Raw genomic sequence first — 25225 nt, 5'->3', positions numbered from 1 at the left:
ATTTGCCCTTACCCCCGGAAGGCGTAGGGGCGCAATGCCTTAAAGGAGAACGTTCATGCGTCTGTGCGATCGAGATATAGAAGCCTGGTTGGATGAGGGCCGGCTGGCCATTAATCCGCGCCCGCCCATTGAGCGTATTAACGGCGCGACGGTCGATGTTCGGCTGGGAAATAAGTTTCGCACTTTCCGCGGCCACACGGCGGGATTTATTGACCTGAGCGGCCCCAAGGCGGAAGTCAGCGCGGCCCTGGACCGGGTGATGAGTGAAGAGATTGTTCTGCCGGATGGCGAAGCGTTCTTTTTGCATCCGGGCGAACTGGCGCTGGCGGTAACCTATGAATCAGTCACTCTGCCGCCGGATCTGGTCGGCTGGCTTGACGGGCGCTCTTCGCTGGCGCGTCTGGGCTTGATGGTGCACGTGACCGCACACCGTATCGATCCGGGCTGGTCCGGCTGTATCGTTCTTGAGTTCTATAATTCAGGTAAGCTGCCGCTGGCGCTGCGTCCAGGGATGCTTATCGGGGCGTTAAGCTTTGAGCCTTTATCCGGGCCGGCTCTACGCCCTTATAACCGCCGCGAAGACGCGAAATATCGCGATCAGCAGGGCGCGGTAGCGAGTCGAATCGACAAGGATTGATAATTTTAGCGGTTTGCTGAGGATGCCATGAGACGAATTCTGACCACGCTGATGATCTTACTGGCGGTTGTTGTCGCCGGTCTTACCGCGCTGGTATTGCTGGTCAACCCCAACGATTTTCGCGCCTATATGGTGAAAGAGGTAGCGGATCGCAGCGGCTATCAGCTCGAACTCGATGGTCCGCTGCGCTGGCACGTCTGGCCGCAGCTCAGCATTCTTTCAGGCCGCATGAAGCTGACCGCGCCGGGCGCGGAGGAGCCGGTTATCCGCGCGGATAACATGCGCCTCGACGTCGGGCTGCTGCCGCTGCTTTCTCATCAGCTGCAGGTCAAGCAGGTGATGCTGAAAGGCGCGGTGATCCAACTGACCTCAAAAACCGAAGCCGTACGTAGCCAGAGCGCACCGGTTGTCCCGCACGACAACACGCTGCCTCAGGTGCCGGAGGATCGCGGCTGGTCATATGATGTCGAAAAACTGCAGATTGCCGACAGCGTGCTCTTCTTCCAGCATGAAGATGGCGAACAGGTTACGGTGCGCGATATCCGTCTGCAGATGGAGCAGGATGACAGCCATCGCGCGACGGTCGATTTTTCTGGTCGGGTGAACCGCGACCAGCGGGATTTGGCGCTCTCCTTCTCCGCCCGGGTGCAGGGCGGCGACTATCCTCACTCTTTGAAGGCTGATTTTTCACAGCTCAACTGGCAGCTTCGCGGGGCAGAACTCCCGCCGGAAGGGATGAGCGGCCAGGCCAGCCTGCAGGCGAGCTGGCTGGAAGATGCCAAAAAGCTCAGCTTCGATAACCTGAACGTAACGGCAAACGGCAGCACGATTACCGGCAGCGGCAGCGTTGTGCTGGGCGATCGGCCTGACTGGACGCTTAACCTTCATGCGGGCACGCTGAATCTTGATAACCTGCTTTCGCGTGGCGCTGCAGCCAGCAATAATGGCGTCAACCAGCAAGGCCAAAGCCAGACCCGGCAGTTCCGCCCGGTGATTGCCGATAACGATTTTCAGCGGGATTACAGCTCACTGCGCGGTTTTAACGCGCGGATGACCCTGGCGGCGGACCAGCTGCAGTGGCGGGGCATGAATTTTACTCAGGTTAAAAGCGATATCAGCAACCAGCAGGGGCTGTTGACCATTAACCAAATGCAGGGGAACCTGGACGGCGGACAGCTTTCGCTTCCCGGCTCGCTGGACGCGCGCGGCGAGACGCCGCATGCCTCGTTTAAGCCTCAGCTCGACAACGTTGAGATAGGCACGATTCTGCAAGCGTTTGATTACTCGATTAACCTCACCGGCAAGCTTTCGCTGACCGGCGAATTTTCCGGCGACAAGATTGATGCTGATGAATTCCGCCGCAGCTGGCAGGGGCAGGCGCAAATTCAGATGAAGGATACGCGCACGGAAGGACTTAACTTCCAGCAGCTGGTGCAGCAGGCCGTCGAGCGCAGTACTAACGTTCAAGCCCAGGAAAATTACGATAACGCGACCCGACTCGACGACGTCAGTACCGAGCTGCAGCTGAATAACGGACTGGTTACCTTAAAGGGTCTGCAAGGGCAGTCTGAACTCATGGCATTGACCGGTCAGGGCGAGCTTAACCTGCTGAAAGAAGAGTGCGATATGCGCTTCAACGTTCGGGTTCTGGGCGGCTGGAAGGGTGAGAGCAAGCTCATTGACCGTCTCAAACAGACCGCGATCCCTCTGCGTATTTATGGCAACTGGCAGACGCTGAGCTACAGCCTGCAGGTGGATCAGATACTGCGTAAGCAGCTGCAGGATGAAGCTAAAAAGCGGCTTAATGAATGGGTCGAACGCAATAGAGATACCCAGGATGGTAAGGATGTGAAAAAGCTGCTCGACAAACTCTGAGTCTGGCAGCGGTCACGGGGTATTGAGGATTCGCGTCAAGTTCGGGAAAGGTATCACTCTTTATCGGGCGGGTAAGGCGCCAGCAGCCGCCCGGCATAAACTGGGGCGCCTTATTAAAGCATCATCTGCATTATGAAATTGCCGGGCTACACTCCGGTGCGCCAGCCTGCGAAAGCTGATGGCCCTTTGTCGGCCGGGTTAAGCGTCAGCCGCCACCCGGCTTTAATTTCAGCGCACTATCAGCCACCGTTTTGTTACGTTACCTTTCGCCCGGCTTTTTAAACTTCACATATGAAGGCGCTACACTTCATAGTCCAGTTCATCTTCTTCCTGCGCCGGCGGCACAATCAACACTTTTTGCACGCGATGGCTCTCTACCTGCAGCGTGCGCAGAACGTAACCGTCAATATTCACCTCTTCACCTTCCTGCGGAACATGCTGCAGATACTCCATCAGCAGACCGGCGACGGTATGGTATTCCCGCTTGTCATCCAGCGGCAGGGGCACGTACTGGACCAAATCTTCCAGCGGCATATGTCCATTAACCGTCCAGCTATCGTCACTGTTTTTGTGAATATCATGGCGAGCGTCTATCTCTTCCACCTCATTAGGCAGATTACCGGCGATGGTCTCCATCACGTCGCTGAGCGTTACTATCCCCTCTACGGAACCGAACTCATCGACCACAAAGGCAAAATGGGTTCGGGCTTTACGGAACTGCTCCAGCGCAGGAAGCAGCGGCAGCGTTTCCGGGAACACCAGCGGCTGACGGATCAGGGCCTGCAGATCGAGCGGTTCATTACGCAGCGATTGTTGCAGAAGATCGATCACGTGCACGACGCCGAGCATATCTTCGTCATCATTGCCGCCGGTTACCACCAGGCGGGTATGCTGATTTTTGTCGAGTAAGGCGCGAATCTCTTCTTCCGGAGCGCTGAGGTCAATATGTTCAATATCATGGCGCGAGGTCATTATGCTGCTGACGGTGCGCTGATTGAGATTGAGAACCCGCTCAATCATCCGCCGTTCCTGAGGATTAAACAGCGGGTTATCGTCACGGTCGGCAACCAGCGAGGCAGTATCGCTATCCAGCTCGCTATTGTCCTTGCGGCCGCTCAACAGGCTCATCACCGCTTCAGTGGTTCTCTGACGCAGCGTCAGGTTGGCCGAAAGAAAACGATGGCGGTTAAAAATCGCCAGCTGATTAAAGGACTCGATCATGACCGAGAAGCCAATCGCTGCGTACAGGTAGCCTTTCGGAATAGGGAAGCCGAAGCCTTCGGCAATCAGGCTAAAACCAATCATCAGCAGGAAGCTGAGACAGAGAATGACGATGGTTGGATGACTGTTAACGAAGCGGGTCAGGGCTTTACTGGCCATCAGCATCAGGCTAATGGCAATAATTACCGCCGCCATCATCACCGCCAGATGGTCAACCATGCCGACCGCGGTAATAACCGAGTCGAGGGAGAAGATGGCGTCCAGCACCACGATTTGCGCGACCACTCCCCAGAATTTCGCGCCTTTGCGCTGAGTGGGATTATTGCTGTCCTTCCCCTCCAGCCGTTCATTAAGCTCAACGGTGGCTTTGAAAAGCAGGAATAAACCGCCAAACAGCATGATCAGATCGCGAGCGCTAAAACTCAGATCGTGCCAGGTAATCAGCGGTTTGGTGAGCGTCACCAGCCAGGAGATTGACGCCAGCAGCAGCAGACGCATTACCATTGCCAGCAGCAGGCCGGTGACGCGCGCGCGGTCTCGCTGAGCGGGAGGAAGTTTTTCCGCGAGAATGGCGATAAAGACCAGATTATCAATACCAAGTACCAGCTCAATAACGACAAGCGTTATGAGCCCGGCCCAGATCGAGGGGTCGGCAATCCATTCCATATTTAGTTAAAACCTTTACAACCTAAGAGTGCCATGTACAGATCATGGATAAGCTATAGTTAAAATGCAATATTTTCTGCGGCGATTTGCCCGCGGTCAAAATCCGCGCGCCGATGAGTCCTGCTATTAATATAATCAGTTGTTCAGAATATAACCTTATTTAACCATAAGCTTATAGGGTTCTACTTATTTGCTCTGGTGCGAATTTTCATCAATAACAACCGCCAGCATCTGCCGGATGAAAAGCCAGGTTTTATGGATGTAAGCGAAGCGGCCGCGCAGAATATCGGCGCAGAAAACCTGGATTGAGCACACGGGCAATGGAAAACTCTATCAATAGATTTGATGTATATAACAGCGCTTTCCTGGAATTTAGATTTTTATACTACTTAATGTCGTGGCTTGCGGCAGATCAATTTTTGCTGGACGATATTGTGAGGGTTATATGTGATGCAGAACAAAAAAAGCCATAGTGAAGACTATTAATCGCCTGCAGCATAGGCTGGATCTATATGGGGATGGCCGCCACTGAGGTTGAAGTCAAGGATATGGCCTGTTTCGCTGAAATTTAGCCGTTTTTGTGTGCGAAATAATTTTATATTCAATATAAGCGATTATTTTGGCTAATTTTATGATTTTTTGCAGTCACTTGTTCTGTGTCAACTCTTGTTGAAAGATAACAAGGTATCAAATGGGAAATGATGGACCAGCGATGAATGTCATTACGCCGTCTTATGGTTAATAGCTAATAGATAGCTGGCATAAGTCTTTGTAAGTATGAGTAATAATGTCTGTAAAGTTGCGTTTGAGAATTTTCTTAAATCGACCTATTGGTCTGTAGATTTTACGTGTATTCTTAAATTCAGCGTGTAATTTCAGAATTTGACGGACAGTATGGCAGGTATCAAGCGTGTATCATCATGGATAAATGCCAGTGATACATACAATCTGACAGGAACTAAAGATTAATAACCATACGGGTGGATATGAAAATGGTGAGTTTGAAAGCAGTTATACCGGTAGCAGGACTAGGGATGCACATGTTGCCCGCCACCAAGGCCATTCCGAAAGAGATGCTGCCGATCGTCGACAAGCCTATGGTGCAGTACATTGTTGATGAAATTGTAGCTGCTGGCATCAAGGAAATTGTGCTGGTTACCCATTCATCCAAGAATGCGGTAGAAAACCATTTCGACACCTCCTATGAACTGGAAGCGCTGCTGGAGCAGCGCGTCAAACGTCAGCTTCTGGCCGAGGTACAGGCTATTTGCCCGCCAGGCGTAACGATTATGAACGTGCGCCAGGGTCAGCAGCTGGGTTTAGGTCACTCCATTCTTTGCGCGCGCCCGCTGATTGGCGATAACCCGTTTGTGGTGGTGCTGCCGGATATCATCCTTGATGATGCCAGCGCCGATCCGCTGCGTTATAACCTTGCCGCTATGGTCGCGCGTTTCAATGAAACGGGTCGTAGTCAGGTTCTGGCAAAACGTATGGAAGGCGATCTTTCCGAGTACTCGGTCATTCAGACCAAAGACGCGCTGGAAACGGCGGGTCAGGTGGCGCGCATCGTCGAGTTCATCGAAAAACCTGATGAACCGCAAACGCTGGATTCAGACCTGATGGCAGTAGGGCGCTATGTGCTTTCTGCTGATATCTGGCCGGAGCTGGAGCGTACTGAACCCGGCGCATGGGGCCGTATTCAGTTAACCGACGCCATTGCTGAACTGGCGAAAAAGCAGTCGGTTGATGCGATGTTGATGACTGGCGAGAGCTACGACTGCGGGAAAAAAATGGGCTATATGCAGGCCTTTGTTAATTATGGTCTGCGTAACCATAAAGAAGGCGCAAAATTCCGCGAGAGCATTAAGAAGCTGTTAGCGTAATTTTGCCATCAGCAACCTAAGCGTACGAGGGTAAGCGGTTCGCATGATCTGATGATGAACTCAGGGATTCGGGACCGTTTACTCTTTTTAATACAATACGTCACGCTTTGAGGCGTTGTGTAGAAAAACAAAGGGTTAGATTTTGCTTTGTTATATTGTATCGTTGAAAAGTGCGGTAAAGGTTCGGAGACTTCTGGTAGTCGAATAACATGTCGCATGGTGAAATGGTCGGACTAGCAAAATTTCATCTTTGCTGATAATTACTTACTAAGATTTTTCTTATGTAAATAGCCCTGAGTCAAGTTGTCAGACTAAAATAAAACTTGACTGAGATCATGTTTGCGCATTAAACAACGGTCATGCATGCATATAAATGTGAAGTGACTGATTGTGTATGCCCACATAAATGTCGCGGAAATGACGTTACGGACTGGAGAGATCGTCAAAGGATGAAAGGTAAATGAACTGGCAGGTTGTCACTTTTTTTGGCGATAGCACCGTACTGTTACCCAGTGCGGCCGTGTTGTTTATCGTTCTTTTTCTGCGCAAAGATTCAAAGCAGGTCGCCTGGCACTGGGCGCTGCTGTTCGGCATCACTGGCGCCATTGTCTGCGCATCAAAACTGGCATTTATGGGTTGGGGTATTGGGATTCGCGAGCTGGACTTCACCGGCTTTAGCGGGCACACCGCATTATCTTCAGCTTTCTGGCCAATTCTCTTATGGCTGCTGTGCGCGCGTGCTACACCAGCTCTTCGTATTGCTTCTGTCGTATTTGGTTATGCATTAGCCGGTTTGGTCGGCTATTCCCGCCTGGTGATCCACGCTCATTCAACGTCTGAAGTGATTGCCGGTTTACTGCTGGGAACCGCAGGCAGCGCATTGTTTCTGCTGCTGCAGTCGCGCACCCGCGGCACTCATACAGCGCAGTTATCATGGGGAGGGCTGGCAAGCGTGGTTATCATCCCGGCTCTGCTGTTGAATACCGGCGCTAAGGCGCCAACGCAATCGCTTCTGGGTGAGATCGCAGTGAAGCTTGGTCCGCTGGAGAAACCTTTTACCCGGGCCGATCTGCACAAGCGCTTTTACTGACGCAGAGGCGATCGGGAAAGATCATGAATTCAGACAGGCGTGTGATGTGTTCACAATATAGTCAGTGTGAAATGATGGGGTGAAAAAGCCTTCATAAGCACTATTTCATATTCATGAAATAAATTGGTGATACGGCATTCTGCGCAATAATTAGCACAATGATAATCAGCCAGGATGTTTCCTAAATAAGTTCTCTGGCTAAATATCGAATTTATTAATGATAACAACACACTGGCATAATTCTTTTTACTATTAAATTTTGTAGTTGACTAACCATAATTAACTCGAAACTAAACCAACACTGTTTTTGTGGTAAAAAGCTAATGAAATCATGATGTTGAGATTAAGTTGCTGTCTGGTGCCGATCGCCGTTTTAGACGTTTAGTGTCAAACAATAACGTTATCGTCGTTATGGTTCATGCCGTTCGCGACGTCGCTAATAATTCGAGATTAGACTCCCAATTGAGGGCAGAATCTCGTAAACTTATGGCCGCGAAATTGATTGCTTTGATGGATTAATCGCCGATTCACCTGAATCCGGCGGTTGAAATTATATGGAAAGAAGTACAGTGCATTGGTAGCTGTTAAGCCAAGGGCGGTAGCGTACCTGCGGGCTGGCATTTTCTGCATATCACATCTCATTTCATGCGACCGAAATTCCTAAAGTGGCCTTCATCCAGGTGATTATCTTCATAACCTGTATATAATTGCGAGTTTGTCGCCACCTCAGAGAAGGTTCTGCAGGGCTGGCAAGAGGAAACTGCGGGTATGATGCGCGATGGAATGGCCTTCAATAACAATTTCGCATACATTGAGTACTGCAGGTAGAGCCGTATGATGAAAACGTCTGTTGGTATGTGATTCATAACACATGCTTTCGTTTTCTCCGGACAAAATCTGCAGACCGAACATACCAAAGGTTGGCGTCAGAGGGCGCTGCATCTATCAGTGTTCCCCTTGTCGCGCCAGCTTGCGGAAACGGGGCTTAAAATGGATCTTGTACAATGATAAAAATCGCGCGAATCGCACTCGCACTAGGGCTGCTTACTTCTGCCAGCTCACTTGCCTATGCCTCCGGGTTGGTAATGAACGACAACGAACTGCGCAACGATCTGGCGTGGCTCTCCGACCGCGGCGTTATTCATCTCAGCCTGTCGACCTGGCCGTTAAGTCAGGAAGAGATTAATCGGGCACTAAAGAAAGCAAAACCCTCTTATTCATCCGAACAGGTGGTTCTGGCGCGAATCAACCAGCGCCTCGACTCTTTGAAAGCTGATTTTCGGGTCAGCGGCTATACCTCAACGGATAAGCCCGGCACCCCGCAGGGATTTGGTCAGAATCAGCCTGCTGACAGCTCTTTATCGTTAGCCTTCAATAACAGCGGCGAGTGGTGGGATGTTCACCTGCAGGGAAACGTTGAGGGCGACGAACGCATCAGCAATGGTTCACGTTTTAATGCTAACGGCGCCTACGGGGCGGTTAAGTTCTGGAACCAGTGGCTTTCCTTTGGACAGATGCCGCAGTGGTGGGGGCCAGGTTACGAAGGCAGCCTGATTCGCGGTGATGCTGCCCGACCGATGACCGGCTTTTTGATGCAGCGTGCTGAACAGGCCGCGCCAGAAACCTGGTGGCTGCGCTGGATCGGCCCATGGCAGTATCAGATCTCCGCCAGCCAGATGAATCAATATACCGCCGTACCGCATACCAAGATTATCGGTGGTCGTCTGACTTTTTCCCCCTTCCAGTCACTTGAGCTTGGCGCATCGCGCATTATGCAGTGGGGAGGGGAGGGAAGACCCGAGTCGTTTAGCAGCTTCTGGGATGGTTTGACGGGTAAAGATAACACTACTGCAAACGACCCAAATGAACCGGGTAATCAGCTAGCCGGGTTTGACTTTAAATTTAAGCTAGAGCCGACTCTTGGTTTACCAGTAAGTTTTTATGGCCAAATGATTGGTGAAGATGAGTCCGGCTTTTTACCGTCAGCGAATATGTTCCTTGGCGGAGTGGAAGGACACCACGGTTGGGGCAAAGATGCCATCAACTGGTATCTGGAAGCCCACGATACTCGATCGAATATGAGCAGAACCAACTATAGTTATAGGCATCATATCTATAAAGATGGCTACTACCAGCAAGGTTATTCACTCGGAGATGCTATGGGAGGCGATGGTCAACTTTTTGCGGGTAAAGTTGAACTGGTAACAGAGGATAATCAGCGCTGGAGCGCGCGTTTAGCGTATGCGAAAGTTAACCCAGAAAATCAGTCAATCAACAAGGCGTTTCCTCGCTCGGATACATTAAAAGGTGTGCAGCTGGGCTGGAGTGGCGATGTGTACAAATCGGTACGACTGAACACCTCTCTTTGGTATACCGATGCGAACCATAATGATAGCGATGATGTAGGCGCAAGCGCCGGGATTGAAATTCCCTTTAATTTATAGCCTTAACACAGCTTCTGGAAATAGGCTGTTGTTTGGGGATTAGAAACTTTTGGTTTATTGATGATGTGACATTATGAAGAAAAAAATTGTTAGATTTTCGGCATTGGCAATAGCAATTGGTTTTTTATCAGGCTGTACCATTTTGCCGGGACAGGGGTTAAACAGTCTGCGTAAGAACGTCGTTGAGTTACCGGATAGCGACTACGATTTGGATAAATTGGTGAATGTCTATCCCATGACGCCAGGCTTGATAGATCAACTTCGGCCTGAACCTGTGATTGCCCGTTCAAATCCTCAGTTAGATAGCCTCTTAAAAAGCTATGAATATCGCATTGGGGTGGGCGACGTACTCATGGTTACGGTATGGGATCACCCGGAATTGACGACTCCAGCTGGTCAATATCGTAGCGCCAGTGATACGGGTAACTGGGTGAATTCAGATGGAACGATATTTTATCCGTATATTGGCAAAGTGCTGGTTGCGGGTAAGACATTAACTCAAGTAAGGCAAGAAATCGCAAACCGCCTCACTACATATATTGAAAGCCCACAGGTTGATGTCAGCATAGCTGCTTTTCGTTCGCAAAAGGTTTATGTGACCGGGGAAGTTACAAATTCCGGTAAACAGGCTATAACGAATATTCCTTTAACAGTTATGGATGCTATCAATGCTGCGGGTGGTCTTGCTGAGGACGCGGACTGGAGAAATGTAGTCTTAACTCATAATGGGAAGGATACAAAGATTTCACTTTATGCGCTTATGCAAAAAGGTGACCTTACACAGAATCATTTATTATTCCCAGGCGATATACTCTTTATTCCTCGAAACGATGACCTAAAAGTGTTTGTTATGGGGGAAGTAGGTAAGCAGAGCACGCTTAAAATGGATCGTAGTGGCATGACTCTTGCGGAAGCATTAGGTAATGCTGAGGGTATTTCACAGTCGATGAGTGATGCAACGGGCATATTTGTAGTTCGTCAACTGAAGGGTGATAATAAAGGTAAGATTGCTAATATCTATCAACTAAATGCTCAAGATGCTTCCGCCATGGTCCTAGGGACAGAATTTCAACTACAGCCATATGATATTGTATATGTAACTACCGCTCCTTTGGTGCGTTGGAATAGAGTCATATCTCAATTGGTTCCAACAATTACCGGTGTGCATGATATGACAGAGACTGTAAGATATATCAAGAGATGGCCAAACTAATGTTTAATTCAATTCTTGTTGTTTGTACCGGTAATATTTGTCGTTCTCCTATAGGAGAACGCTTTTTGCGTAAAGCTCTGCCTGATAAAAAAATTGATTCTGCCGGCACAGGTGCTTTAGTCGGCCATGGAGCAGATAGTAGTGCTATTAAAATCGCATCTAAAAATAATCTCTCACTAGAAGGTCATAAAGGGCAACAATTCACTTCCACTATGGGAAGACAATATGACTTGATATTGGTAATGGAGAAATCACATATTGACCAGATAGGCCATATTGCCCCTGAAGCAAGAGGCAAAACTATGCTTTTTGGACATTGGATAAATCAGAAAAATATCCCCGACCCTTATCGTAAAAGTGAAGAAGCATTTGCTTCGGTGTATGACTTGATTGAACAAGCCGGAAAACTCTGGGTCGAGAAGCTTAGTGCTAAATAATTAGGAATGAATGCATGTTAGTGACTAGGAAAAACGCAGAAAAAGATTCTGATGAGATTGATTTAGGCCGTTTAGTAGGAGAATTAATAGATCATCGGAAATTGATTATATCTGTTACAGCATTGTTTACTCTCTTTTCCCTTGCTTATGCTCTATTTGCTACGCCGATTTATCAGGCAGATGCCATGATACAAGTTGAAGAGAGGCAGGCTAATTCTATCTTAAGTAATTTGAGTCAAATGCTGCCTGACAGCCAACCTCAGTCAGCGCCTGAAATTGCTTTAATACAATCTCGCATGATCTTAGGTAAAACCGTAGACGATCTAAATCTACAGACGAGGGTAGTACAGAGTCACTTTCCTCTCTTTGGGGCAGGATGGTCTAGAATCATGGGTGATAAGCAACATACACTTTCAGTTTCGAGATTTTATATCAAGAATAGTGGTGATTACGATAGTGATATTGTTAAAGCAAAAGTTAAAGTCATAGATAGCACACATTATTTACTGTTAAGCAATGGTTTCGAATTAAATGGAACTGTTGGTGAGTTGATAAATGAACATGGTATAGCGATAAAGATTGATGAAATTAATGCTCCTGCGGGTACCTCATTTGATATTTATTTAGTGCCGCGACTTAAAGCTATTACAGATCTTCAAAAAATGCTTTCTGTAAGCGATCAAGGTAAAAACACTGGAATGCTTACTTTGACAGTCACTGGAGATGATCCTTCTTTAATTGAAAAAATACTTGATAGCATCAGTGGAAACTACCTAGCCCAAAATATAGCACGTCAAGCTGCCCAAGATCAGAAAAGCCTAGAGTTTTTGAATCAGCAGCTACCCAAAGTAAGGGCAGAATTAGATACGGCTGAGAATAAGTTAAATACTTATAGACGGCAAAATGATTCGGTAGATTTATCTTTGGAAGCTAAATCCGTATTAGACCAAATTGTTAACGTCGATAATCAGTTAAATGAACTTACATTTCGTGAATCAGAAATCTCGCAGCTTTATACAAAAGAGCACCCAACGTATAAAGCACTGCTTGAAAAACGCAAAACTTTAGTTGATGAGAAAGCAAAACTAAATAAACGCGTTTCAGGTATGCCTGAAACACAGCAAGAAATATTACGCTTGAGTAGAGACGTTGAGTCAGGGCGAGCTGTATATATGCAAATGCTTAATCGCCAACAAGAATTAAGCATCTCTAAATCGAGCGCAATAGGAAATGTTCGTATTATTGATAATGCCATAACTTTGCCTCAACCAGTGAAACCAAAAAAAGTCATTATAGTTTTATTAGGTATCATATTTGGCAGCATGTTTTCTATTGGGTTAGTTTTGCTTAGAGTGCTATTGCGTCGTGGTATAGAAAGTCCTGAACAACTTGAGGAGATAGGCATAAATGTTTATGCAAGCATCCCAGTGGCAGAGGCTTTTTCTCAGAAAACATTACAAAAAAATAACTGGCTGAGGAAAGAAAAGGATGAAATTCAAGGGTTCCTTGCTATCGAAAATCCAGCCGATATTGCGATTGAGGCCATTAGGGGATTACGAACAAGTCTCCATTTTGCTATGATGGAAGCAAGAAACAATGTCCTGATGATTTCTGGGGCGAGCCCAAATGCAGGTAAGACATTTGTAAGCACGAATCTTGCAACAATAATAGCACAGACAGGGAAAAAAGTCCTGCTTGTTGATACAGATATGCGGAAAGGCTATACACATAAATTATTTAACGTATCAAATGAAAATGGACTTTCAGATTTTTTATCTGGCAAGACTGAAATGGGAAAAGTTGTTAAAAAAGTTGATGCGATAGGCTTTGATTTTATATCTAGGGGGATGGCGCCACCTAATCCGGCGGAACTCCTAATGCATCGTCGCTTTGGAGAACTAATTTCATGGGCCAGTCAGAATTATGATATCGTAGTATTAGATACACCACCTATACTGGCTGTAACTGATGCTGCAATTATTGGTCATTATGCTGGAACCACATTACTTGTTGCTCGCTTTGAAGAAAATACAGTCAAAGAACTAGAGGTAAGCTTTAAACGTTTCGAACAAAGTGGAGTTTCGGTTAAAGGATGTATCCTAAATGGAATTGTTAAGAAAGCAAGTAGTCATTATGGATATGGCTATAATCATTATGGATATTCATATAGCAATGATAAATAACTAATCATATTTAACCGAGGCTATATTTGCCTCGGTTTTTATACAGCTCTTTATATATCCATGAATTATTAATTATGCCCTACATTAAATGAGAGGGGACTATGACGCTTTTCGGCAGGAACATTCTTGTCAGTTGTGCATTGGCATTATCTGATTTTCTAGGTTTTACATTATCAATATACTTGGCAATAGGAGTGCTCGAATTAGTAACTAACGACTATGCTAATATTATTAAAACAAGTAATCTTGAAGGATGGATTGCATTACATTGGCTGTTAGCAATATGCTGTATAGCATGGTATTCAATTAGATTGCGCCATTATTTTTACCGTAAAACGTTTTGGTTCGAGTTAAAGGAAATACTGCGTACGTTATTCATTTTTGCAATAATTGAAATTGCTGTTATGGCATTCACTACTTGGTCATTCCCTCGTCTATTATGGATTTTAACGTGGGTGTTCATTTTCATTCTTGTACCAATATTAAGAATGGGAATGAAACGATTACTCAATTATTTTGATTATTGGCAGCGAGATACATGGATCATCGGTAGTGGTGATAATGCGCAAGAGGCTTACAAAGCAATAAGTAGCGAGCATAATCTTGGGCTTGTAATTGTTGGCTTTATTCATAGCAAAGGTGGAGTTCCTGCCGGGGCGTGTATTAATGGTATCCCAGTATTAGAAAACGATTTAGATTGGTTGAACACTATTGATAGGAACACACAGTTCATTGTTGCTGTCGAATCACATCAAAGTGAAGTACGGAACACTTGGCTTCGTAATTTTATGATCAAAGGGTATCGTTATGTTTCTGTAATCCCTACATTACGAGGGATGCCATTGGATAGTACCGATATGTCATTTATTTTTAGCCATGAAGTGATGATTTTCCGCGTACAGCAAAATCTTGCTAAATGGTCATCAAGGGTACTTAAACGACTTTTTGATATTATTGGATCACTGACAATTATTATCGTACTTTCCCCGATATTAATCTATATTAGTCAGAAGGTTAAGAAAGATGGTGGTCCTGCAATATATGGACATGAGCGTATTGGGAAAAATGGTTGCTCCTTTAAATGTTTAAAATTTCGCTCTATGGTTATTAATTCTAAGGAGGTTTTAGAGCAACTTCTTGAAAATGATCCATCTGCAAAAGAAGAATGGGATGCAACTTTTAAATTAAAGAACGATCCCCGCATTACTAAGATCGGTAGATTCCTTAGACGAACAAGCCTCGACGAGTTGCCTCAGTTATTTAATGTATTGCGTGGAGAAATGAGTTTAGTGGGTCCGCGACCGATAATTACGGCGGAGCTTGAGCGTTACAATGACGAGGTTGATTATTACTTACTTAGTAAGCCCGGAATGACAGGGTTATGGCAAGTTAGTGGTCGTAGCGATGTTGATTATGAGACGAGGGTTTACTTAGATGCGTGGTATGTAAAAAATTGGTCTATGTGGAATGACATTGCTATTTTATTTAAGACAATTAGCGTTGTGTTAAAAAAAGATGGGGCATATTAATTTGTATTTAACTAAAAAAGGTTGTTATGAAATTTTTTATTGCAATACCTACCTATAATGGTGGAAAAATCTGGAAAGATGCTGTGTATAATATTCAGCAATATGCTCCAGGAAAGTCATTAGTTCAAGTAATTGATTCAAGCAGTAAAGATGAAACATTAAATATAGCGCGAAAAGCTGGATTTTCTATAAAAACTATAGATAGCAGTGATTTTAATCATGGAGGGACAAGAAATCTTGCTGTGTATGAACATGCTGAATTAAATGACGTAGTTATTTTTTTAACTCAAGATGCAATCCCTGAGCCTGAATTTGTTACTAAAATTATTGCGGCATTTGAAGATCCTTTGGTTGCATGCGCATGGGGCCGTCAATTGCCTCATAATGATGCGAACCCTATTGCTCAACATGCGAGATATTTTAATTACCCATGCGAGGGCCATATCTGTAGTATGCATGATAGTTCTAAGCTTGGCTTGAAAACAGTATTTATGTCAAACTCTTTTTCAGCTTATAGGATTAAAGTTTTTCAAGAGCTTGGCGGTTTTCCATCGAATACTATTTTATGCGAAGATATGTATTTTACTGCTAAAGCTGTATTAGCAGGGTACAAGGTTGCTTATGTTTCGGATGCAGTTGTACGCCATTCACATAATTACCTACCTTTGGAAGAATTTCGAAGATATTTTGATATTGGAGTATTTCATTGCGAACAGCCATGGATTCGAGAAACATTCGGTGGCGCTGGGGGAGAAGGCATAAAATTTCTAAAATCGGAGCTTCGTTTTCTCATCAAGCATGGAATACATTATATTCCTTTGGCTTTACTTAATAATTTAATGAAAATAGCCGGTTACAAACTTGGACAAAAATATAAAAATCTTCCACGCGGTTTAGTTAAATCATTAAGTATGCACAAACGTTATTGGAAAAGCTAATGTATTAGTATCGTTACTCAGTACGTTAAGAGCCAATATCAGATAGATGCATGGCATTATTCACATTGTAAATTTATTATTTTTCTGGGATTGACATGAATTTATTTTATATCTTCGAGTAACTAGTTATGGTTCCTGTCCGCTTTCTGAAGTTTAGAGTTAAGAGCAGCTTAAAGCTCTATCGTTTTATAATTTTTAAATTATAGATAATTAAATATTTCTTTTGCATATTCTGAGATGTTTATGAAATAGGAACAGTGCTTAACACAATGTAAAATGTATATTCATAATATTCGTGTGTAGTGCATAGATATGTTGATGTATGGATAATCAAAATAATGAGTTGAGTAAGTGTTACTTTATAATGAATGAGATTTGTATTTAAGAATAAAATTAATTATTTAACACAGGATATAAGTTTTTTAGAAGGTTCTATGACAAAACGAAAAATTGCAATATATAATTTGAATACATATCCGGAGATGTCAGGAGGCAGTGAGCGATCCTGTTTAGAATTAGCAAAAGAATTAATAAATTTGGGCGAGGATGTTAAAGTCGTAACGCTAAATCCATTTAAGAATGGATTTAGCAATTTTCAATATGATAATGTAAATATATTAAAACTACCCCTTTTAAATATATACTGGCCAACTGAAAAGAGGAAAAAAAGTTTCCTCAAAAAAATAGTATGGAATGTAATTGATATAGCAAACTTGCCAATGTGCGTAATGATTTCTTTGTTTTTGAAAAAACAGGGAGTAAACATTGTACACACTAATAATATCAAGGGCGCCTCTCCTCTAATTTTCATAATTCTTAAGCTGTTTGGTTTTAAAATAGTGCATACAACAAGAGATTATTATTTATTGGATGATGGTTCTTGGTATAGAAATATCAATGCAGAACATAAAACATATAAACTAAACGCCAAAAGGTATATCAAAAGAATCTTTTCGAAACCAGTGGATTATGTTGTTTATAACAGTGAGTATATGTTGAAATATCATCAGGCTTGCGGTTTTTTTGAGGGGACAAAATGTCAAGTTGTATATAATGGCTTTGACCCTCTAATATATACGAATAAGGATATTAGCTCAAAGCCGAATAAAATCAATGTGTTTGGATTTATTGGTCGCGTATCGAAAGAAAAAGGGCTAGATCTATTAATTGATGGTTTTTTAAAGTTTAATGAGGGGGAGTATCAGTTAATAATCGCTGGTGCAACCGCAGATGACTTTTTGGAAATATATCCTCAGTATGAGAGTTCCATCAAAGATAGGAAGGATATAAGATTTGTTGGCTTTTGTGAAAATATCGATTTTTATAGCCAAGTAGACTGTGTTGTGGTGCCTTCAAGATATAATGAACCATTTGGCCGTGTGGCTATGGAAGCTATTTTTATGGGGAAAAGTGTAATAGTTGCTGAGCGAGGAGGCTTGCCTGAACAAATAGTTCCGGGGGTTGTTGGTACTGTATGTAAAGATGATGATTACTACTCTTCTATGAAAAATATTATTGAATTATATAAAGATGAATCTCAGATTAGAGATGAAAAAATTGATTTAAACAAATTTACTATAAATTATTCAGCTCATGCTTATCTTGATATTTATAAAGAGGTTTTTGATGAGTTTTAATAAGATTAAAAATAAGCTTCTTACAAATAAGTTAACTTTAAAAGATTATCTTATTTTTTTATCAAGGAAAGGTCTCACCCCATTTATCCGTGGAGTGTTCATTAGTATTTTTAGATTTAATAAAATTAAAGCCCCATTTTTTAAAGGTAAAGGTACTAGGATTATACACTCTAACCATCTTGTGACAGGTCGATTTTGTTATATTGGTGATTTTTCATATATTAATTGCTTAAGTAAACAAGGTGTAAAACTTGGAGAAAGAGTAACAATTAGAGAATTTGCATGGTTACAAATAACTAGTGATACCAATAACCTAGGAGAAGGTATTATTATCGGTAACGATACCTACATCGGACCAAGATGCAATTTAGGGGCCGCAGCTCTATTAATCATAGGTGAAAAATGCCAGATAGGGGCTGGTGTAAGTTTTATAGCTGAAAACCATAGTTTTAGTGGTGGTTCATCTATATATGAGCAAGGTGTAACAAGAAAGGGCATCAGTGTTGGGAACGATTGTTGGATCGGAAATAATGTCATTATTCTGGACGGTGTTAATATTGGTGATGGTGTGGTCGTTGGCGCTGGCGCTGTAGTTACAAAAGATATTCCGGCGAATTCAGTAGTTGTAGGTAATCCTGCCAGAATATTAAAAGAGAGGCATTGAGAACGCCATATGTATAAAAAAATTATGATTTTTATTTTTATTTATACTGTTTTTGGCTTTAAGCTATCTTTGTTAGGTCGTACGGGTGATGAACAAAGCGGAAACATATTATCCTCCATAAGAATAGATGATGTCATAATTGTTTTTTTTGTTTTGATTTATATATTGAAAGGAAAGACTGGTAGTATTTTTTTAAGTAAAAAACCCATTCTTTGTTTCCTTTTATATACTTTTGTTTCGCTTGTTTCTACTGTATATAATTCATCTTTTGGTGAAGTTGATTTTGTGGCTAGCTTATTATTCACTCTTCGGCCATTAGAATATTATATTTATATAGCTTTGGGTTATGAACTTGCAAAGTCAAAATTTTCTCCAGACTTGACATTAAAATTTTATGTCATCTATTGTTTTGCACTTATAGCGGGTCAGACACTAGGAATCATTGGAGGGGTTAGTAATTTTTCCTTCGATAGAGCAATTGCAAATACTGGTGGCCCTTGGGAACTAGCAGCTGTTGCAGCATTTCTAATGTCGTATTTCATTATGTCGAAAAATGCTACGTTCACTGCTTTTTCATCATTTATGCTGATACTTACGCAATCACGTATTACATTAGTTGCCTCTATACTAGTTTTCTTGTTTGGTAACCTGAATAGTGTTATTAAAATTATCAGAAAGAAAATAGTCGTACTTAGCATATGTATATTCACTTCATTATTGTCAATCTGGGCTTTATACTCCTTTACTGCATCGGATTATATTTCGCATCAAAAAGCATCTAATAGCGGTGTTACTGCCCGATTCGAAACTTTTGGCAGCAATGATACTTTAACAACGCTGAATGAAATTCTGGTTACCACTAAAGCTGCAAGTAACAGGCAAGATTATTTTAACAAAACGTATGGTGAAGGGCTAAATGATATATTGACAAACTCAGGTGAAGGCGATGCAAGTGCCTTTGTAAGGTTTACTAGATGGGTCACGCTAGTTAAAACGACCAGCAATAACATTATAACTTTATTAATTGGACTTGGGCCATCCTATGCAGGTAAAGCTGTTGATGGCAACTATGTTAGAATATTTGTTGAAACAGGGCTTGTTGGGTTAATTACATATCTATTATTTTTGCTAAGTTGCTTGAAGAATATAAAACAAAAGTTGCTGACTAATTATGTTTGGATTCTGATGGTTACGGCTCTTTTTATCGATATATTTGTAACATTCAAAGCTATGTTTTTCTTCTGGTTTTTCTATGGCTACTATATTTATAATCATCAAAAAATAAACACTAAAGAGGCTTAATTGTGAAGGTTGCATTTCTTACTAGAGTAGACGCATTTGATAAAAATGGTGGGGATACTTACCAAATTCAAATGTATAAAAAATATTTTGAAGCAAATGGACATATCGCCATAATCATTAACGATTTAACAATTCCAGATGGATGTGATTATTATATATTGCTTAACATAGACAGGCCTCTTGAGTTAATTACATATTTTCAAAAACTTAAAAAACTACAGAAGTTAGATCATACGTTGCTTTTAAGTATACATCACTCTTACGATGCAATTAATTTCTTTGAAAAAAACATTAGGCAAGGAAAGTTAGGTATACTTTTGAGAAAAATATCCTCGTTTCATCGTCGTGAGAAAATAAAGAACGTAGCTAGAGTTTTTAAATATAAAAAATTAATTAGGCCTGTTATTCTCCAAATGTTTTGTGATTATAATAAAAAAATCAATGAGATTATTAAAGATGTTAAATGTTTAATTTTAATTGCAGAAGGAGAAAAGCAAATAATTGAGATAGATTTTAAAACAACAGTGAACAATTACTTTGTCGTAAAAAATGGGGTAGACCTAAAAAAGCAATTAGCTGATATTCATGAAATCAATAGAGATATAGATGTATTAGTTTGCGGTAGAATAGAGTCTAGGAAAAATAGTCTGGCAATAGCGCAGCATTTCATAAATAGTCCATACAACATAACATTCGTTGGTGCTATTAATACTAATGATAAAGAGTATGGTAGATCATTTCTCTCATTAATCAATTCATGTAAAAACATGACTTATCTAGGACGTGTCACTCCTGAAGAAATGTCGGATATCTATTTAAGGAGCAAGATCCATTTATCAGGGAGTTGGTTTGAAGTTGCATCACTTGTAGATCTTGAAGCATATGCGTACGGATGCCATGTAGTTTCTTCAGTTAATGGACATACTAATAGTTATCTAGCTGATAATGCGATCTATCTTGACCCAAAAAATTTAGATAATATCACTGATATTATGCAAGAGCTATATTACCGAACTTCATCATTGCCAGAGCAATATGATTTTATTTCAAAAAATCTATCATGGGAGAAGTCATATCAATCGCTATCTTCTTCTCTGATGGAATTGGGTTAAGATCCTTAAAATTTTTCTGAAAAAGCGAATTCAGTATATCAAACCAACATCATAAAAGGATGATAATGAAAAATAGAAGTGTCATTAATGCTCTATGGATGATGTCAGAAAAACTGGTAACACTATTCGGTCTTTTCTTTGTAACTTCTTTTGTTGCGAAATATATTGGTCCTTATAGATTCGGACAGCTTGCCCTTGCAATTGCTATTTTCCAAGTTGTCCAAGTTATGGCACAAATGGGTTGTGATAATATTATATTCAAACGTGTGTCACAGAAAGTAACTTCGGGCATAAAATTAATATATTCAACATTCCTGGTACGAGGGTCTATATATCTTGTACTGTCTACATTTGTTTTATTATATTTCATTCCTAAATCCGATTTTGTAAATCTTGTTTTTCTTATATCTGTATGTCTGGCTTGTCTTTTTACATCTCTCGATGTTTTTGTAATTTACAACGATGCAACATTAAATTCAAAATTTAACACAATCGCCAATGTTGTGGGGCTTATAATTGGTCTAGCATTGCGATATCTTATTGCTTACTTTGAATTATCTATGTTTTATCTGTCTATACCAATCGTTTTGACTACACTCATTCCCTTTTTAATAAGGATGTATTACTCTCCATCAATACCATTTATAAAAAGTCAGAATAAAATTCGCTATAATAAATATTTAATCATAACTGGCATTCCACTAGTTATCTCTACTGTGTCTATGACTATTTACTCAAGAATTAATCAATTTACCTTGTCCTATTTTAAAGGAGATTATGATCTTGGGATCTATTCAGTAGCTTTAACACTTGGCACAGCTTGGGTGTTTATAGGAAATGCGCTAGCTATTTCTTTTTTATCGAAGATTTATGCTGAAAAAGATGATGATGTTGCTCTAAATAAGGCATCAGGCTTATCAGCTTGTATTTTTATAATGCTTTCTACCTTTCCTCTTTTCTTCTTTTTATTCGGCAAGAAAATTATTTTTTTATTATATGGGGAGCAATATCTTCAAGCATATAATTTGCTTATCATTTTGTGTTTTTCAACTGTAGTAACGTCATTAGGTTTTGTCTCAAATCGCTATATTGTTAAGTTATCTGGTTACAGTTACCTATCGAAAAAAACCGTATTGATTTTACTTTTTAGTGTTCCTGTATCGACATTAATGGTTTACTACTTTGGTATTTATGGTGCTGCCTATAGTGTCCTGTTTATCGAAACTATTTCACTTACTATTATGAATTATTTTTTTCATAACGGTATTATCTTGAAAATGCACTTAGGTGCATTCAATCTCAAAAATATTCTTAAGATGAAGTAAGTTGAATTGACAGGGCTTGCTTTAAGTACTCTACACAACAAGTGTTATCCTTGAGGATGCTAAATGAATCGTCGTCTTTTTGCCAAAAGAGCACTTGTAATTAGTGCAACTCTGCCGCTTTCAAAAGTTTCTTTTAGTAATTATAGGTGTTTCTCTGCTTCTCAAGAAGATAATACATGTGTCGTGAACATTGATGATTATGGATGTCGTAGCCACAGTCACCATAGTTACTTTGACAACAGAGCGATTTTACAATATATAATTGATACATGTGCTCAATTAAGTCTAAAGAATAATTCTCGAATGGTGATTCATATTCCTGAAGGAACATATTATTTATCTGCTACGGCTTCAAATTCAAAGAGTAATTCAACTATAGGGGCGTATTGTCTCTTAATGCGAAGTAATATAATTCTTAAAGGTGAAGGTGTATTAAAATTATTACCAAACCAATATGGTAAAGGCGCATATTTTAGGATTCTCGCAAGCGAAAAAAATGATAAAATAGAAAATTCTGATATTCGGGACATTACATTTGATGGTAACTCATCATTTCAGACCGATGGATTTCAAGCAAGTAATATTCTATTAGAGTGTAAAGCTAATATTACTATTGCTAATGTTCGTAGTATAAATGCAAATGGTAATGGTATTCTTATTAAAGGGGAAGCATTACAAAATCAGCCAGTAGCAGATGTGTGTATTAATGATTGTTTTGTTACTAATTGTAAGAAGATTGGTATTCAGGTAAGTCAGTTTAATGGTTTGAAAATTTATAATAACATCGTCTCACATTGCAACGATAATGGCATAGATATTTATGGTGATTTGGGTGGCACTTTCCCAAACATAACAAATGGGAATCACTTTTCAATATTTAATAATAAAGTTTCATTTTGCCTTAATGGCATTTTTCCAGAAACCGTGTCAAACGGTAAAGTCTACGGTAATAAAATTGAATATATGAAAGAGTCTGGAGTTCATATCAATCGAATTCATGGATTGCCGAGTAATATTATCATCGAAAATAATCAAATAGTTAATTCTACTTCCGGTGTTTTTTTTACTGGAGATATGAAGAATATTCTAGTGAAAAACAATAAGATTTATGAAGTCTCTAATTCCTTCTTTTCCTTTGGTGGAGGTAAAGGGAATACTTCTGGGATACAGGTAATTAATAATTTAATATTTGTAGGTGATAATAAAAGTACATTGTCTTCATTTGCAGGAGAAAAAATTCGTAATATCAATGTTAGCTATAATTATATTACACAAAAACACAGTGATTTTAAATTCTCCTTGAATCGTAATAATGCACGTTTTGTGGATGAAAAAACGGTGATAATTAAATGATATTTGACTTTATTTAATAATGTGTCCGTGTTATGATTTTGTTTATATATATTTAATGTTTTCATTCTACTTTTATTAACCTTTCTTTTCAACGAAACTGAGTTAGTATTGTAGTATGCGATATTAAAATTGTATTTATGTAATCAAATATAACAGGAGTATGTAATGTCCAAGCAACAGATCGGGGTTGTCGGTATGGCAGTGATGGGGCGTAACCTTGCGCTCAACATCGAGAGCCGTGGTTATACCGTCTCCGTTTTCAACCGCTCCCGTGAAAAGACCGAAGAAGTGATTGCCGAGAATCCCGGCAAGAAGCTGGTCCCACATTATACAGTGCAAGAGTTTGTTGAATCACTCGAGACTCCGCGCCGTATCCTGTTAATGGTGAAGGCGGGTGCAGGCACTGACAGTGCCATCGACTCTCTGAAGCCTTACCTGGATAAGGGTGACATCATCATTGATGGTGGTAACACCTTCTTCCAGGATACTATTCGTCGCAATCGCGAACTTTCTGCGGAAGGCTTTAACTTCATTGGCACCGGTGTGTCCGGCGGTGAAGAGGGCGCGCTTAAAGGCCCTTCTATCATGCCTGGTGGTCAGAAAGAAGCTTATGAACTGGTTGCGCCAATTCTCAAGCAGATTGCCGCAGTTGCAGAAGACGGTGAGCCGTGCGTAACCTATATCGGTGCGGATGGTGCTGGTCATTATGTCAAAATGGTTCACAACGGTATTGAATACGGCGATATGCAGCTGATCGCTGAAGCCTACGCTTTACTGAAAGGTGGCCTGGCGCTTTCTAATGAAGAGCTTGCGCAAACTTTCACTGAATGGAATGAAGGTGAGCTGAGCAGCTATCTGATCGACATCACCAAAGACATCTTCACCAAAAAGGATGAAGAGGGTAAATACCTGGTTGACGTGATCCTTGATGAAGCAGCAAACAAAGGTACCGGTAAATGGACCAGCCAGAGTTCTCTGGATCTGGGCGAACCGCTATCGCTTATCACTGAGTCAGTCTTTGCTCGCTATATCTCCTCCCTGAAAGACCAGCGTGTTGCTGCTTCTAAAGTTCTTACCGGGCCGCACGCGAAGACTGCTGGTGATAAAGCAGAGTTCATTGAGAAAGTTCGTCGCGCTCTCTATCTGGGCAAAATCGTCTCTTACGCTCAAGGTTTCTCCCAGCTCCGTGCTGCGTCTGATGAATACCACTGGGATCTGAACTACGGCGAAATTGCTAAAATCTTCCGTGCAGGCTGCATCATCCGTGCTCAATTCCTGCAAAAGATCACTGATGCCTATGAGCAGAATGCGGGTATTGCCAACCTGCTGCTGGCGCCTTACTTCAAGCAGATCGCCGATGATTATCAGCAAGCGCTGCGCGATGTGGTTGCATACGCTGTGCAGAATGGTATTCCGGTTCCCACCTTCTCTGCGGCTATTGCCTACTACGATAGCTATCGTTCCGCTGTACTGCCTGCTAACCTGATTCAGGCGCAGCGTGACTATTTCGGCGCGCATACATATAAGCGTACTGATAAAGAAGGTATATTCCATACTGAGTGGATGGATTAGTTTTTTTCATGATTATTAGCCCGAGTAACTCTCGGGCTGTTAGATACCTCAAAACTTTCCTCAGAGCTGTATTGCCTTGTCGCAAATTTGTTCCTTATATATATGAATATGTTTCTTGAATCTATTTCGGGGAAGATATTCTTA

General features: G+C 41.8%; 18 protein-coding genes. 17 read left to right on the top strand and 1 reads right to left on the bottom strand.

The window, feature by feature from the left end:
• Positions 1–55 precede the first annotated feature (55 nt).
• Complete coding sequence (dcd, locus tag HMPREF3178_RS25045; protein WP_004103714.1) at positions 56–637, top strand: dCTP deaminase; 582 nt, start codon at positions 56–58, stop codon at positions 635–637.
• Positions 638–664: 27 nt separating this feature from the next.
• Positions 665–2512 (top strand): outer membrane assembly protein AsmA, encoded by a 1848-nt coding sequence (asmA, locus tag HMPREF3178_RS25040; protein ID WP_070585557.1) that lies wholly within the window; start codon positions 665–667, stop codon positions 2510–2512.
• A gap of 300 nt (positions 2513–2812) precedes the next feature.
• Here the strand turns inward: asmA and HMPREF3178_RS25035 are convergent, their stop codons facing one another.
• Complete coding sequence (locus HMPREF3178_RS25035) at positions 2813–4399, bottom strand: TerC family protein (RefSeq protein ID WP_004103710.1); 1587 nt, start codon at positions 4397–4399, stop codon at positions 2813–2815.
• A 986-nt stretch (positions 4400–5385) separates the two neighbouring features.
• On the opposite strand from HMPREF3178_RS25035, the gene galF reads away from it, so the two are divergent.
• The 15 genes from galF (at position 5386) to gndA (ending at position 25081) form a co-directional block, all read left to right on the top strand.
• Complete coding sequence (gene galF / locus HMPREF3178_RS25030) at positions 5386–6282, top strand: UTP--glucose-1-phosphate uridylyltransferase GalF (protein WP_016809217.1); 897 nt, start codon at positions 5386–5388, stop codon at positions 6280–6282.
• A gap of 460 nt (positions 6283–6742) precedes the next feature.
• Positions 6743–7372 carry a phosphatase PAP2 family protein gene (locus tag HMPREF3178_RS25025; protein ID WP_004103706.1) on the top strand — a complete coding sequence of 210 codons (630 nt, stop codon included), beginning with the start codon at positions 6743–6745 and terminating at the stop codon, positions 7370–7372.
• Between the two features lie 1004 nt (positions 7373–8376).
• Entirely contained in the window at positions 8377–9816 is a 1440-nt protein-coding gene (locus HMPREF3178_RS25020) for a capsule assembly Wzi family protein (RefSeq protein WP_004103702.1), read from the top strand.
• 73 nt (positions 9817–9889) lie between these two features.
• Entirely contained in the window at positions 9890–11029 is a 1140-nt protein-coding gene (locus tag HMPREF3178_RS25015; protein ID WP_004103701.1) for a polysaccharide export protein, read from the top strand.
• On the top strand, positions 11029–11466 hold the full coding sequence (locus HMPREF3178_RS25010) for an arsenate reductase/protein-tyrosine-phosphatase family protein (protein ID WP_032704706.1): 438 nt from the start codon (positions 11029–11031) through the stop codon (positions 11464–11466). Before HMPREF3178_RS25015 ends, HMPREF3178_RS25010 begins: the two co-directional genes overlap by 1 nt.
• 14 nt (positions 11467–11480) lie before the next feature.
• Entirely contained in the window at positions 11481–13649 is a 2169-nt protein-coding gene (locus tag HMPREF3178_RS25005; protein ID WP_004103699.1) for a polysaccharide biosynthesis tyrosine autokinase, read from the top strand.
• 101 nt (positions 13650–13750) lie between these two features.
• On the top strand, positions 13751–15178 hold the full coding sequence (gene wbaP / locus HMPREF3178_RS25000) for an undecaprenyl-phosphate galactose phosphotransferase WbaP (protein ID WP_004103698.1): 1428 nt from the start codon (positions 13751–13753) through the stop codon (positions 15176–15178).
• 26 nt (positions 15179–15204) lie between these two features.
• Positions 15205–16116, top strand: a complete 912-nt coding sequence (locus HMPREF3178_RS30455) for a glycosyltransferase family 2 protein (protein WP_004103697.1) — start codon at positions 15205–15207, stop codon at positions 16114–16116.
• 434 nt (positions 16117–16550) lie between these two features.
• A complete protein-coding gene (locus tag HMPREF3178_RS24995) occupies positions 16551–17753 on the top strand; it encodes a glycosyltransferase (RefSeq protein ID WP_064370735.1) in 1203 nt (400 codons plus the stop codon).
• Positions 17743–18417, top strand: coding sequence for an acyltransferase (locus HMPREF3178_RS32135; RefSeq protein WP_004103695.1), 675 nt, complete (start codon positions 17743–17745; stop codon positions 18415–18417). Before HMPREF3178_RS24995 ends, HMPREF3178_RS32135 begins: the two co-directional genes overlap by 11 nt.
• A 9-nt stretch (positions 18418–18426) precedes the next feature.
• Positions 18427–19719 carry a hypothetical protein gene (locus HMPREF3178_RS24985; RefSeq protein WP_049592962.1) on the top strand — a complete coding sequence of 431 codons (1293 nt, stop codon included), beginning with the start codon at positions 18427–18429 and terminating at the stop codon, positions 19717–19719.
• 2 nt (positions 19720–19721) lie between these two features.
• Positions 19722–20831: a glycosyltransferase gene (locus HMPREF3178_RS24980; protein ID WP_004103693.1), complete on the top strand. Its 1110-nt coding sequence runs from the start codon at positions 19722–19724 to the stop codon at positions 20829–20831.
• Positions 20832–20896: 65 nt separating this feature from the next.
• A complete protein-coding gene (locus tag HMPREF3178_RS24975; protein WP_004103691.1) occupies positions 20897–22156 on the top strand; it encodes an oligosaccharide flippase family protein in 1260 nt (419 codons plus the stop codon).
• Between the two features lie 63 nt (positions 22157–22219).
• Positions 22220–23509 carry a right-handed parallel beta-helix repeat-containing protein gene (locus tag HMPREF3178_RS24970; protein WP_004103689.1) on the top strand — a complete coding sequence of 430 codons (1290 nt, stop codon included), beginning with the start codon at positions 22220–22222 and terminating at the stop codon, positions 23507–23509.
• A 165-nt stretch (positions 23510–23674) separates the two neighbouring features.
• On the top strand, positions 23675–25081 hold the full coding sequence (gene gndA / locus HMPREF3178_RS24965; RefSeq protein ID WP_004103687.1) for an NADP-dependent phosphogluconate dehydrogenase: 1407 nt from the start codon (positions 23675–23677) through the stop codon (positions 25079–25081).
• The last annotated feature ends 144 nt before the right edge of the window (positions 25082–25225 follow it).

This window comes from Klebsiella sp. HMSC09D12, assembly GCF_001808475.1.
GTDB lineage: Bacteria > Pseudomonadota > Gammaproteobacteria > Enterobacterales > Enterobacteriaceae > Klebsiella > Klebsiella oxytoca.
The sequence above is the reverse complement of the archived record's forward strand: the minus strand, read 5'-3'. Positions and strand labels throughout refer to the sequence as shown.